14 protein-coding genes are annotated in these 14,412 nt (G+C 36.7%); 7 read left to right on the top strand and 7 right to left on the bottom strand.

Annotated features, from left to right (window positions below):
• Positions 1–794: 794 nt before the first annotated feature.
• From N3F66_09080 to N3F66_09065, 4 genes are all read left to right on the top strand, one after another.
• On the top strand, positions 795–3,056 hold the full coding sequence (locus tag N3F66_09080; protein ID MCX8124303.1) for a hypothetical protein: 2,262 nt from the start codon (positions 795–797) through the stop codon (positions 3,054–3,056).
• An 18-nt stretch (positions 3,057–3,074) separates the two neighbouring features.
• Complete coding sequence (locus tag N3F66_09075) at positions 3,075–3,662, top strand: hypothetical protein (GenBank protein MCX8124302.1); 588 nt, start codon at positions 3,075–3,077, stop codon at positions 3,660–3,662.
• Between the two features lie 445 nt (positions 3,663–4,107).
• Positions 4,108–4,977, top strand: coding sequence for a histone deacetylase family protein (locus tag N3F66_09070; protein MCX8124301.1), 870 nt, complete (start codon positions 4,108–4,110; stop codon positions 4,975–4,977).
• Positions 4,978–4,988: 11 nt separating this feature from the next.
• A complete protein-coding gene (locus N3F66_09065) occupies positions 4,989–5,921 on the top strand; it encodes a GGDEF domain-containing protein (GenBank protein ID MCX8124300.1) in 933 nt (310 codons plus the stop codon).
• Here N3F66_09065 and N3F66_09060 read toward each other — a convergent pair whose 3' ends face one another.
• From N3F66_09060 to N3F66_09030, 7 genes are all read right to left on the bottom strand, one after another.
• Positions 5,922–6,800, bottom strand: a complete 879-nt coding sequence (locus tag N3F66_09060) for an MBL fold metallo-hydrolase (GenBank protein ID MCX8124299.1) — start codon at positions 6,798–6,800, stop codon at positions 5,922–5,924. It lies immediately after the preceding gene.
• Entirely contained in the window at positions 6,797–7,645 is an 849-nt protein-coding gene (locus N3F66_09055) for an HDOD domain-containing protein (protein MCX8124298.1), read from the bottom strand. Before N3F66_09055 ends, N3F66_09060 begins: the two co-directional genes overlap by 4 nt.
• Before the next feature lie 142 nt (positions 7,646–7,787).
• Positions 7,788–8,135, bottom strand: coding sequence for a PDZ domain-containing protein (locus N3F66_09050; GenBank protein MCX8124297.1), 348 nt, complete (start codon positions 8,133–8,135; stop codon positions 7,788–7,790).
• A gap of 21 nt (positions 8,136–8,156) precedes the next feature.
• Positions 8,157–8,408: a hypothetical protein gene (locus tag N3F66_09045; GenBank protein MCX8124296.1), complete on the bottom strand. Its 252-nt coding sequence runs from the start codon at positions 8,406–8,408 to the stop codon at positions 8,157–8,159.
• A 71-nt stretch (positions 8,409–8,479) separates the two neighbouring features.
• Entirely contained in the window at positions 8,480–9,559 is a 1,080-nt protein-coding gene (locus tag N3F66_09040; GenBank protein MCX8124295.1) for a hypothetical protein, read from the bottom strand.
• Positions 9,560–9,576: 17 nt separating this feature from the next.
• Entirely contained in the window at positions 9,577–10,035 is a 459-nt protein-coding gene (locus tag N3F66_09035; GenBank protein ID MCX8124294.1) for a hypothetical protein, read from the bottom strand.
• A gap of 212 nt (positions 10,036–10,247) precedes the next feature.
• Positions 10,248–11,672 (bottom strand): nicotinate phosphoribosyltransferase, encoded by a 1,425-nt coding sequence (locus N3F66_09030; protein ID MCX8124293.1) that lies wholly within the window; start codon positions 11,670–11,672, stop codon positions 10,248–10,250.
• A gap of 222 nt (positions 11,673–11,894) precedes the next feature.
• On the opposite strand from N3F66_09030, the gene N3F66_09025 reads away from it, so the two are divergent.
• The 3 genes from N3F66_09025 to N3F66_09015 all read left to right on the top strand — a co-directional run bounded on the left by N3F66_09025 (position 11,895) and on the right by N3F66_09015 (position 14,412).
• Positions 11,895–12,887, top strand: a complete 993-nt coding sequence (locus N3F66_09025) for a hypothetical protein (protein ID MCX8124292.1) — start codon at positions 11,895–11,897, stop codon at positions 12,885–12,887.
• Between the two features lie 92 nt (positions 12,888–12,979).
• Positions 12,980–13,108, top strand: a complete 129-nt coding sequence (locus N3F66_09020; protein MCX8124291.1) for a hypothetical protein — start codon at positions 12,980–12,982, stop codon at positions 13,106–13,108.
• Positions 13,108–14,412, top strand: a complete 1,305-nt coding sequence (locus N3F66_09015; protein ID MCX8124290.1) for a glutamine synthetase family protein — start codon at positions 13,108–13,110, stop codon at positions 14,410–14,412. Before N3F66_09020 ends, N3F66_09015 begins: the two co-directional genes overlap by 1 nt.

Here is a 14,412-nt window from a genome sequence, read left to right as displayed (position 1 = left end):
GTTGGTAAACGTGAGCACCCCCGGCCAAGGGTTTGACTTTCTTGGGTATCACTTTGAGGGAGGGACCCGATGGCCACGGAAGAAGAGTTTGAGAAAGCTGAAGGAAACCATTCGTGCGAAAACAGGGCGATCCAACGGGCACTCTCTGGAATGCATTATTGCGAATGTGAACGGCACCCTTCACGGATGGTTTGAATACTTCAAGCACAGTAATGGGAGAACTTTTCTTCACCTTGACCAGTGGATACGGCGCCGCTTGAGGAGTATCCTCCGTCGTCGATCCAAGCGGAAGGGGATCAGCGGGGGCTATGACCATTATCGATGGCCGAACCGATTCTTTCGGGCTGCTGGGTTCTTTAGCCTTGAAGATGCCCATCGAGCTTTACTCCAATCCTCGTGAGGTAAAACCGCCGACCGGAGAGCCGGATGCGGGAGATCCGCACGTCCGGTTCGGAGGGAGGGGTGACGCAAACCAATGCGTTATCCCTACCCCTATAGTCATACCAATCCCGCCAATAGCGGGACTGGATTCCGGATCAAGTCCGGAATGACAAATGCAGAAAAGGTCATCCTGAACTTGATTCAGTATTTTGATGGCAAGTGAGATTCCGGGTCAAGCCCGGAATGACAAATGCAGAAAAGTCATCCTGAACTTGGTTCAGGATCTTGATAGTGAGTGAAGATTCTGGGTCAAGCCCAAAATGACAGTATACTATAGAACCGTCAAACACGGGATGAGGTAATGCCAATTTCCGTAAATTTGTTTATTTTTTCAGCATGAGGGTAAAGCCATTATGACTATTCAACAAATAATTAAAAATGATGACGACAGGCTGTTTATAATTTCTCCCGAATGCTTTATTGTCTTCACAGGCGATTCAACAGAAGATGAAAAACCATTTATACGTATTGGCAACAGCCTTGCCCTCACACCCCGCATTATCCCCCTTATTGAAAATATAATTATCACAGACCTTATTACCGGCAACCCTTCACACGAACAATATAACATTGACCCGCGCTATCTATTCTCAAACCGCTATATTGGCAGCAAGCTTATAGTAAAACGCTACCTTGAATTTCAAAAGTTATTTGGGCTTGATCTGAACAATGTAACCATTGTTGATATCGAGCAGGATATTCCCCAGCTTTCAAAAGAGCAGATCATCTCCGACAGGGAAACTTTCTTGGGTGTTTTTTATACCGATAGCAACTTCAAAATAGTTCACAATCAAAAAACTATGTTTGATTTAAAAGAAGTTCATCAGAATTATCCTGGCGATGTACTGGTGCACAACAAGCTTTCAGAGCTATCCAACAATACACGGTATGCAGGCTGTGGCTTTGCTGTTGCTAACAGTGCATGTTTGTTTTATAAAAACAATTTATTCAGTTCTATAGGAGTGCCGCTGCGCTACTACAGCACATTTTCAGAACTTGAAATTGATCCCGCAAATATCCGTGATGTCATTACCACTACCACTAACAGTATGCCTCTGATTCCTCTTGTTAAATGGAAGAATGCCACAAGTGGTAGGCTGCGTATTTTCCATTCAAATGAGGATGAAATAAAATTGCTTCAGAAGCTCTTCAATCAGTGTACATTGCACTATAAATCATCAAAAAATTATATGTGCGATAATCCTGAAGGCATTATAATACAGAATATTGCATCATCTAACAATTGTATCATCACCATCAAAAATGTAAAGCCAGCCACAAAGGATATTACTATAGTATACATTCATGATCCATCCGAAATCACTCGTGCCATAGAAACGAATGCCCATCTGTATATTATTGATTACCAGATTTTCAAAAAAGCTTCTATGCTTATACGCAATATCTCACCCGTTGTTGTTGTCGATAGTAACCGAGAAGCAGTCCCCATTAACAATTTACTCTATTGTTATCCCAACCAGCAGTATGATATTCGCTACTATGAGGATAGCAACAGGTTACTTACCGATATTCTTTCACATTGCACCAAAGAGCTGGCAAAGGCCATTGCTGCTGAAGACTTTGATTCTGTGGAAAATCTGATTTCACAGGAGCTATCGCCACATACATTATACAACGTACTGCAGGCACTGCGGATTATAGTGCATACTACTGTTAACAGGACTACCCACAAACGTGTTGAACAAATAATCTATAAATACAAGTCGCAGTTTTTGCCTAAAAAGGGGCATAAATGTACTATTATGCTTTATGATACCAACGCCTATATGATATGCGAGCCAGTACAGATTGCGCATTCTTTCCCTTTTGGTTTAATCGAAACGCTCAATGAAGGTTCAATTCCACAGACGACTGTCATGCCACAGATATTTGCTCGTATGGATAGGGATCGTAAAAGGCTAGAAGAACTGTTAGACCTGTTCTATGAAAAAAATGACTCAATTGCAAAAGAAGCAAAGGAAATTGAAAAAGCAATACACAAAAGAAAAAGCCAGATGTTGAAAACACAAAAGCTCAATTTACAACTCATTACAAAGGAGAAGATAAAAAAACGATTGGCTGTAATAAAAAAAGCAAGTATTGCACTTATTACTGTAGTTGCTGTTGCAGCTTTATTGTATGGTGGTTTCCAAGCTTTCACAGCATATCAAGCAAAGCAAGAACGTGAACGCCAGGCACGGTATAGTGAATATCTGACTAAAAAATATAATATTCATATTTCAGATAGGGATATCTTCTTTTACGCCAACGATGTTGCGCTAAAAAATGGCTACAGCCGTATAGACATAAAAAGTCTGAAAGAAAAAAATCCTCACTGGATTTATCCAGGTAATAGATTTATTCTTTTGGATGGTGAAATTATTATAGTAAAGCCTGGTGATACTCTCTGGGGTATTTCCGAAAGAAAACTACTATCACTTAATATTGCCTTTTATACATTAATTGACGAATTAGAGAAAAAAATTGATAAAGGAATCCGTGATGACAATTTAGCACAAAAAGCTATGAACGCAGCAATAACTAATAAACACCGTGAAACAGTTAAACTATTAATACAGCAAATGAATGAATTAAAACCTGCAAAAATTAAATGAAGGTACCGTTGCTTTCAAATGGAAGTCAATGACAAAATAAATTACTATGTAGAGCCAGTGGAGATAGAAATATATCTCAAAAAAGCTGGCAAAGTCCGTACAATAATAAAGGACATGTTCATTGAACTCATTGACCCCCAACCCCTTGACAATGAAACCAGCAAAAAGATTTTTGATTATTTTAAAAGTCGCAATGAGCCCATTGACATCATTGAAATTACTAACCTGTTCCCGGAATTAATATCCATAGTCTTTGAATCTTACTATCACAATATTAATTTATATGAAAAGCTGAGTATGTACTTCAAAGCTGGTCTAGGTGGCAGTAATGATTCATGGCGGCTTGCATTATATTTTACTGAACTTTTAATGAAATTTGAGCCAACTATTGCTTCATCGCAATATATAGGTGACTTCCAAACCTATAATCTTAATTACTGTATCCGTAAACTCAATACACTTGGTGAAAAATTTTTACTGGAAGATAGTACCGTAATGTATCTTATCAAACGGCGCAATAAAGCATACGAAGGAAAACCAAAAGATAAAGAATTTGAAAAATTGGTTGAACTGTGGCAGTTTAACGTAAAAGAACGCCCGTTTTAATAACATGTTTTGAAAAACCTTTTTGACTTTTATTTAAATCCCCCATCTAGCCACAGTGCTTGTCCTCCCTAACCAAACTACTTTGAAATACTTATTTGACATTTATTCCTATCTCCCATCTAGCCGCAGTGCTTGTTCTCCTTAACCAAAATACTTTGAAATACTCATTTGATATTTATTTTTATCTCCCATCTTGCTGCAGTGCGCAAGCACTGCGGCAAGAGTTTTTGAAAAACTCATTTGACATTTACTATTTACTCATTTACTATATAAATAAGTCAGTAAACGCCATAAAAGGCTTTGCTGGAACTGTAACGTGTCAACCTTTTGCATATTTTACAATTTTGTGTGCTGATGCTATTGAAATGTTAACGATTACAATTTTTAAGTTATATTCCTGAATCACCGCGCTCACCTTAGATGTGATCTTTTAATTAAGGTGGTGTTGTCTTCAAATGTAAGGGAAATTCAGGAAGAAGTCCAGAATGGCAGTACACGGGAATTTATTAAATCATACTTTCAAAGGAGTGTGGTTATGCAGCGCCCTTTTTACATAATATATGACCCTTTATACACAACAAGCTATGTTACTGCATCAGTGGAAAAACCAGATCGTGTACGGCAAATCATGAAAGATCTTGGCGATAGTTACCCTATAATTAAACCCCAAAGCTGCACCGATGACGATATTTTACTGTGCCACTCTGAAGGATTGCTCATGATGGAAAAACAGGATGAAGTACGCTTTTCTGTGGCAAAACTTTCTGCTGGGGGAGCAATCACTGCTGCAAGTATGGCACTAGATGGAAAACCAAGCTTTGCCGTCATACGTCCTCCAGGGCATCATGCCAATCCAGACCACAACTGGGGATTCTGCTATTTTAACAATATGGGAATTGCCATAAAGAGATTGCTTGCTGATAATGTGATAAAGAAAGCAATAATTCTTGATATTGATCTTCATTTTGGAGACGGTACCGATGCAATTTTTAAGTCCAATGCAAATGTCCCTGTGCTGAATATTCAATCATCCAACCCTGTTGATTTTATAAATGAAACAAGAACACGGTTGCAGGAATGTGGCGGTGCTGACATACTGGGCATCAGCGCAGGGTTTGACCAGTATATAAAAGATTGGGGCGCAAACCTTTCAACTCAGGACTACTATACAATAGGCCAGATTGCTGGAAACCATGCAAAACTTTACTGTAAAGGCCATATTTTTGCTATCCTGGAAGGTGGCTACTATATCCCAGATTTAGGCAAAAATGTTATTGCACTTATTGAAGGCATACGCAACGGCCTTTATGATTAGGCATGTATTGTATGCTCAATAAAACTACAATTACACTCTTCATAAAATTTCTATTATACAATATAGTAGTGACAGGAGCTATCTGCATATTTTTCTATACAATTAATGCTATCACTTTCACTCTCACTATTATTGCAGGTATTGCTATAATAAACATCGTTTTTAGTATTTATATGGCTCTGTTTGCCGCAAAGCCTTTTGTGCTTCTTCTGCGTTCAATCCAATCACTGATTAATGCAGAATATACAAATATAGATCCATTTTCAAAAGAAGTATTGATTCAGTTGATACAGCAGCTTGGACAATTTAAAGCCAAATCAGATTCACTCCTGCGTGAAAAGGATACAATAGTCAATGAATTGATGGAATCAAAGAAGTTACTGGAAAAATATTCAAACAATCTTGAAGAAATGGTTGAACAGCGCACTGAAATATTAAAGTGGTTGTCCATTACTGATCCATTAACGGGGCTTTACAACAGAAGATATTTCATAGAACAAATTGAACTTGAGTTTAAACGCGCCAAACGGTATAATCGTGATTTATCGCTTTTAATGCTTGATATAGACCATTTTAAATCAGTAAACGACAACTATGGCCATCAGGTGGGTGATATCGTTCTTCGTAAAATCTCTTCAATAATAATAAACCAGCTACGTGATTCTGATCTAGCTTTCCGTTATGGTGGCGAAGAATTCATGGTTATACTTCCTGAAACAAAACCAGATGATGCAATGAATGTTGCAAAACGGATGAAACAGGAAATCATGGATACAGAGCATTCTTACCGTAACATTACCTTTAGCGTGACTGCAAGCATTGGTATTGTATCTATTAAAGACATGTTAGGAAAATTTGAAACAGTAGACGACATCATAAAAAAAGTTGATGATAATCTTTACAAAGCAAAAAATTCTGGCAGGAATACAATTATTTATGAATGATTAAAATGTATACGATTCTCTTTCAGCTGCTGCAAAAAGATTTAAAGACAACTCTTTTTTCTTCAGAACATTTCGATAATGAGTAACTATGGCATCCAATTCTTTGTCTTTTCGTAATGGCTCATGGTGAAATAAAAACAGTGTTCCCACTTTAGCTTTAAGTGCCAAGTTAATGACATGGTGAGTGGTACTGTGTCCCCAGCCAGTTTTCTTTGGATATTCGGCAGGGATATACTGTGCATCTGATACCAGAACATCAGCATTTCGTACAAATTCAACCAGCTGCTCATTCATCTGTTTTGCAAATGCCATTATTTCCGGATCGTTATCCTTGTATACATTATAATATGGCTCGTTGTCGCCTAAATATACAAAGATTTTTTTACCATACATTACTTTATAACCATAGCAGGTTACCGGATGATTGAGAAGATGCGTGTACACGGTAAAATTACCAACAGTAAACTGGTTGTTTTTTATTTCATAAAAATGAATATTGGCACGCAACTCATCCGTGCGAACCGGGAAATAGCTGTACTGCATCTGGCCACGAATTATCTCCTCAAGGCTTTTCTCAAATGTTCCAGGACCATATATATTAACTGTATTACCCGGAATATAGATAACTGGAAAAAACGGGAAGCCGTTGATGTGATCCCAGTGAGGATGAGAAATACATAAATTTACTGTATATTGTTTAGATAAATCCAGTGATTCGCCAAGAACTCTAAGCCCCGTTCCAGCATCAAACACAATCCAGTCACCTGCATCTGAACGCAAGTCAAGGCAAGCTGTATTGCCCCCATATTTCATAGTATCAGGTCCAGGTACAGGAATGGACCCCCTCACTCCCCAAAATGTTACCGTCAGCGTACTCATTGTAAGAATAACTTAGCCTTTTGTATCTCATCGTGCAAGGGAGATAGTGCCTCAAAAACTATCTCCTCATTAATATTTAGCGTTTGCCAGATTGTTTCATCAATTGGGTCAATTACGTAATTGCCGCTAAAGCCAACTTTTAAAACTTTTGCAAAAGTATCTGCAATATGCACCACCATTGAATAGATAGCAGAATCACCCTTCAATACCGGTATATGATGCCTGCCAACAGCGTAAAGGAGATTATTTTCAAAATTCCATTTTTTACCAATTGCAATGCCAATCTCTTCATGAGTTAAGCCTAATATATTTTTTTCAATATCAATAATTAATCCACCTTTTGATTGCGAGACCTCAATTATTTGTTTCATCTCTTCGGGGAAAAAATTATTCATCAAGACCTTGCCAATATCATGAATGAGCCCTGCAATAAAAAACTCTTCCAGAAGCTTTTTGTCAATACCCAACCGCAATGCAATTAACTTTGACGCAACTGCCACTCCAATAGAATGTTTCCAGAACTCTTCAGCATCAATAGCACCTTTTTTTAAGGAAATCTTTCCCATTAACGCTGATGACAGGGCAACATTCTTTATAGTATTTATGCCAAGCATAACCACAGCCTGTTTTAATGACTTAATTTCCTGTGGTAATCCAAAATATGCTGAATTAACCATACGTATTACTTTTGCAGTTAACACTGGATCAAGTTGAATAACATCTGTCAAATGTTGTGCAGATGAGGTAACATCATTTGCAACAATAATAATCTTATGTACCACTGGAGATAGAGGTGGCATTTTTTCTATTGAGTCTTTAACCTTGGCCACAATACTTTGAGCCATCGATTACTCCGCTAGCATGTTCTCCATATAAGCCTTTTAAAATAAAAACCAGTATATTGCATCTGCAATTATAACAATCCAGAAAAGTATGGAAAAAACCATGATTATAGTATCAGTAATTTTCTTCATTGCACTGTAAATTTTATTTTAAAACAATTTTTCCCCGCATCACCCTGAATAACATTAGAGTATCGCCTCTTTTAATTTCCAGTGTTACAACACTGCCTACTTTACCACGCAACAGGTTTGTAACAATATAATCATATTGCAATCCTTCAACAGGAACTCCGTCAACTGAAACAATAATATCACCTTCTTTAAGCCCTGCCTGATATCCTGTCCCACCTTCATATACACTAGCTATAACAAACGGCTTGTCCTTGCTTACTTTCTCAGGACCAGCAGGAACTTCAATCCCTAAACCCCCAAACTCTTCGCCTGCACAAGCTACAATAAATATCCCAAGTATGACAATAATGAGTTTCTTCATAACTGCACCTCAGAATACTATTCATTTATCGCTTTTAAAACTAACTATCATTTCCACCATAATAGCAACATGATCAGATAAAATATTGATTGCCATCTCTTTGTCCCCTAAATCTACCAGGCGCGCATAAAGATCAGCAATCTCTTTTCTTAAGTTTTGATCTATAGCTATGATCTCTTTAAGTTTAGGTGCACTTGACCTGCCCTGAGAATGATTTAGCAATTCATTCATCATTCTCCTGTGGATTGAATTGAGCAATTCAGAATTATCCATATACAACCATCCTGTACGGTAATAATACACTACTGCTTTTATCCTCAAACTGTAGCGTTCTTACATTAATTCTATTTAGGTTTACTCTCTGTAGTAAGTTTTTCTTCAGATGCTTCCCCTTCCGGCTTTTTTTCTATTGCATCAATTACTTTCATTTCTCCTGCAAACGTATTCAGTGTAGAAGGGCTATAGTACCGAGAGTAATTATCGTCGTGGTATCGTTTCAATTGTTCAACAGTAAAATTTGCAGTTACCGGTGATTTATTTACCACTAAAAATTCAATTGCTGCTACAATAAGATTAAAATTAAAATCCTTAACATAATCTCTAATTATGGGTTCGGCTTTTTCAAATTCTGCTGTTAAGAGATATTCAGCAACCCTTCGCTCATCCCTAAAACGTGCTCTTTTTTCAATGCGCTTTTCATACGTTTCTTCCTGTTTCTGTGGTTGTCCTGTTATCCCTGGTAGTTGCACTTCATAATATTCCTTTTGCATTTCGTCAATTATTTCCTGCTCGGTTTTTGATATAAACCTGACATAGAACAAATTACCCTTTTCGCGTTCTATTTCAAACAGGTGGTTATAAATCTTTTTCTTTGTTTCATCAGTCTGGGATTCAAAAATAGCCAAAAAGCCATACCGTCGCGCCCGACGAAGAACTTTTATTGCCTCAATATATTTATATATCTTATTAGAACACAACCTGGGATTTGACGCATCTGCCACTGTATGATGGGTACGTGCAACCTCACGGTCTCTATATGCCAGATTAAGGTAAAGCCGTGCCTTTTTGTTTTTAGATTTAATTACCTCGGGAGATATTGCATCTAAATATTTTTTTGTTTCATCAAGATACTCACGAACAAGCTTAGAATACAGATCAGCTTGTTTTTTCTGTGATTCATATACATTCCTGAAAGCCCTGTTATAATCAGATTGTAAGTATGCCACTTCAGCGTTGAAATGAATCTGATATATATCTTTGAACTCCTCTTTATATTTATCACCAAAATTTGATATTGGCACATCCATAAATTCAATAAATTCTTTGTTTTCCTGTATAGCCCTATCAGCTGTCAACTGATCAGAAAAACCATCAGTAGGAGATATAATTAAAAAAAGAATAAATAAAATAAAAAAATGTCTCATTGTACACCTTCACCAATTTATTTTTCTACTTCAAATTCCTTTGTGGCCATAAGTTTGCCATCCAGTAAAACTTTCAACTGATATCTGCCATCCCTTTTAAAATACTCCTGAGGTATATATGTACTCAGATATTTAAAGTTTTTATCTATTTCAAATGTAATCTGTTTATACTGAGTAAAGGAATTATTTTCAAAATAATCAATCACAACTGTTACTGTATTACAATCAAGAGACGGCTTAATGATTCTATCAATAAAAAAATACACCTTATCCTTTCCCACAAACTTCTGAACAGAAGCCTTGTCATTTGATGTAATCTCTTCATTTGACACTATCAAATTAACCTTGCCATAATCCTTGATATTAAAAATTAACCATAATACAAAAATAACAATTAGAGCAACAATGATAACCTTTACCACCAAACTCTTAGTAATATTGCCGGGCAGATTGCTTTTAACTTCTTCACCATTCATACGTATATGCATAACCTCCTTTACCAATAGACTTTACCACTATAATTCCTGTAATGCTCAGGAATCAATTACACTCCTGAGTCACTAAAATCAACCGCACTAAAGTACTTATGTTTTTAGATGAAAACTATAATATATTAGCATAATTCTTTCAATATGACACCACATTATAGTATATAAGTCAACAACTTCAACCATATTTTAACTATAATTTATTCATTTTTCTTGTGGATTGCACTTCGCATGGATTCAACCAAATTAAAAAGCCCGGGGCTAATATATACCTGATACTCTGATGGATAGTAAATATTTTTAAACGATTCAGGAAGTGACTGCATACTGGTAACACAATGATGCTGAATATCCTGTAGTGACGGTATTGAATATACTAATGACCCATTTTGAAAAATTGGAACATGCATACATTGAGAAACAAGATGTTTGTCTATAGCATACCTGTTGCCTTTTATATCAAACACTTCGCCATCCAGTATAATTTCATTATCCTGGCATATAATGTCAAAGCACATAGCATTGTCACTATTATAATACCTGTACACATTCTTCCTTGAAGGAATGGTACCCTTTGACATTTCATCAGATACTTTCATTTTGGGGATTAACGTACCGTTTTTTTCTATTGCGGCCATTTTATACACACCGGATAAAGCTGCCTCAGGATATCCTGTTGCAAGCCGTGTACCCACACCAAAAATATCAATAGGAGCGCCTAGACGTACTAATTGATCAATGCGAAATTCATCAAGATCATTAGATGCAACTATTTTAACATACTCCAAGCCTTCAGCGTCCAGTAACTTTCGCACTTTTTTGCTCAAATCCAAAAGATCACCGCTATCAAGTCGTATTCCCACAAGACGCCTGCCACTTGCTGCAAGCTTCTTTGCAGCTGCTATCGCATTAACAATACCCGAATGTAACGTATCATACGTATCTACAAGCAATATTGAATTATCAGGGTATACTTTGGTATAATTATCAAATGCTTCTATCTCATTATCATACGCCATCACAAAACTGTGCGCATGGGTGCCTTTTACTGGTATTCCATATTTTTGGCCAGCATAAACATTTGAAGTGCCAATACATCCACCAATAAACGATGCCCTGCTTGCACTAATCCCACCATCAGGCCCTTGAGCACGCCGCAAGCCAAACTCGATCACCTGCCTACCACCTGCAGCATAACATACACGTGCTGCCTTAGTGGCAACAAGCGACTGAAAATTTATGCAATTCAACAGTGCAGTTTCAATAAGCTGAGCTTGTCCTAACGGAGCCTCCACTCGCATTATAGGCTCTTCAGGAAAGACTAAATCTCCCTCCTGAAAGGAATATAGACTCCCTGTAAATCGAAACTCCTTGCAATAGTCCAAAAAATCATCCGAAAAGATATGTAATGAGTAAAGATAGTCAATGCTTTCCTTTGAAAACGATAGGTTTTGCAGATATTCAATTACCTGCTCCAACCCGGCAAAGACAACATATCCCGAATTGAAAGGTGTTTTCCTGAAAAACATATCAAAAATGGAATAGTTATTAATTATACCCGTTTTCATGTAGACCTGCATCATAGTTAATTCGTACAGGTCGGTTAAAAGTTCCATCCCTTTCATTTGCTTCCTCATTTGCATTTCTTTGCTTTATACGCATATTTATACACAGTATATATATAAAATTAATCAAATAAAAAATTTTTATATTGACAATATTATTATTATCTATGTGTATATATTGATTATAGTGGTGCATGTGGCGATAGTTACCAGATTTATTAGCAAAACATATAAAATTGCCGATAGTAAATATATATATACATATTTTGTGTGGAATAATGTATGGCTATAGACAGCAACAACGATAATCTTTTCAGCGATCATTTAATAATAATAAAGGGGCGCTTTAAAGCTCTTTCTATGAATTTGTACGGCCTTTTCATTATTATTTTTAACCAAGACAGACGTATTGATACCTATAATGTTGCTGTTTCAACTTTTTCTAATATATACGATAATGAACCTCATCTTCCGTGGGATAAATATGAACAGGTTATTCTTGAACTTAAATGGAAAGGCAATTTTAATGCAAATTTAACAAACTCAATAATGGACAATTTTAAAGAAATAGCAAGTGAAGAAGTCAAAACAAATCAACTTTACGATTACGCAAATAATTATGATTACGATAGTATAGATACCTTTCTATTTGACACTATAAATAGGGTCATTCACGATAAAAATCTAGTACTTGAAACCAGCATCCAAGAAGTAACTGCCGAAGAATTTACACAGACAAAAGAAAAACGGTATACCCAACCTGAAGAAAAAACGTCAACTGCGGAAACTGAACTGGAAGAGGGAGCTGTTATATTAAACATTCAACCAATACTTGCACCAGTGAAAGGTAAACCTATCTACGAATTAAAAGTTGGCGATAAAATAATGACAAAAATCATACCCAATACTGATAGAGCAAATTACTTCATTGATTTACTGGGACTTAGAGTGGAAAATCACATAAAGCCAATAGCCACTGAAGTTATAGATATAAAATCTGATGGTAAAAATGAACCCATCGAAATACTCACCCGCATAGGTCCTGGCATTTACGGCAAATGTATAGAAGACGAACGTCAGGTAAAATTGCGTCTGTATGACCCTATCATTGATGGGCCAATGACACAAAAAACCATACCAAAACCTTCACAGGCACCGTTAACTGCTTCAACAACCTATGAAGATGTAGGTTTTTCAAAGCTTACATATGTTATTATTTCATTGTTTGTGCTCCTACTTATTATTTTTATTTTACTCATATATATCAGCTTTTAATTGACAAAATAAGCTACTCCCCCTGTAATTTCATTACACTTTCAGGCCGATTAATACAACAGCAGTACATATCATTGTAAGGGAGGCGATATATGTTTTATCTGCTTCTGAGGCTGCTGTATGAAGAAATGGCTGAAGGTAAAATTACTAAAGATGAATACTATGAAGCGGTTATAAGAATTGCTTCACTACATGGAATTAAGAGGAATGGTATACGATAATGGACAATCGTGAATACATATTGAAAACTGCACATGATAACGATGTGAAGTTTATACGACTGTGGTTTACTGATATTCTGGGATTTTTAAAAAGCTTTGCAATCACTATAAACGAACTTGAGGATGCCCTAGAAGATGGAGTGCGGTTTGACGGTTCAACCATACATGGATTTGTACGCAGAACCGAAAAAGAAATGATAGCCATGCCCGATATTGAGACATTCGAAATTCTGCCATGGCGCCCTAAAAGCAATTCTGTGGCACGTATGTTCTGCTATATCTATAACCCCGACATGACTCCCTATGAATGTGATGTGCGGTATATACTCTACAAAAATCTTAAACAGGCATCTGATAAAGGATATTTGTTTTATGTGGGCCCTGAAATTGAATTCTTTTTGTTCAAAAATTCAGAATCACCGCAGTTTCTTGATAGGGGAGGCTATTTTGATTTAACTCCGCTTGACAGTGCAAGCGACATTCGCAGGCAAATGGTACTTACCCTTGAAGAGATGGGGATTGGCGTGAAATCATCGCACCATGAAGGTGCACCCAGCCAGCATGAGATTGACCTTAGGCATGATGATGCACTAACTATTGCTGATAACATCATGACTTTTAAAACTGCAACAAAGGAGATAGCTCAACAAAATAATATCTATGCTTCATTTATGCCTAAACCACTATCACAGTACAATGGTTGTGGTATGCATATACATCAGTCATTATTCCAGAATGAAGTAAATGTTTTTTACGATAAAAATGATGAATATATGCTTTCAGATATAGCAAAACATTACATTGCAGGCCTGCTGAAACATGCCCCCGAATTTTTTGCTGTGTCCAACCAATGGGTAAATTCTTACAAGCGCTTGAACTATGGATTTGAAGCACCTATTGATCTGTCATGGAGTATTAACAACCCATCATCACTCATCCGAATAACAACCTCCAGAACTGATAACCCCAATTCTGTACGTGTGGAACTAAGAAACCCTGATCCAGCATGCAACCCGTATCTGCTTTTTTCAGCTATTCTTGCTGCAGGGCTTACTGGTATTGATGAAAAAGCCCCTCTCCCAAAGCCACATAATCTCAGTGAAAAAAAATCAAGTTTTTACGAAAAGTCGCTTCCTTCTAATTTATCTGATGCATTAAAATTATTTGAAAAAAGTAGCCTTATGCGTAAAGCCTTTGGTGATACGCTTGTTGAATTATTTATTGAAAATAAATATTATGAACTTGACCAGTATAACCGTCACATCACCGATTATGAAATTAATACCTATCTTCCAATTTTGTAG

The sequence above is a fragment of the Spirochaetota bacterium genome (assembly GCA_026414805.1).
In the GTDB taxonomy this organism is placed as follows: Bacteria; Spirochaetota; UBA4802; order UBA4802; family UB4802; genus UBA4802.
This window is presented reverse-complemented; position numbering and strand designations above follow the sequence as displayed.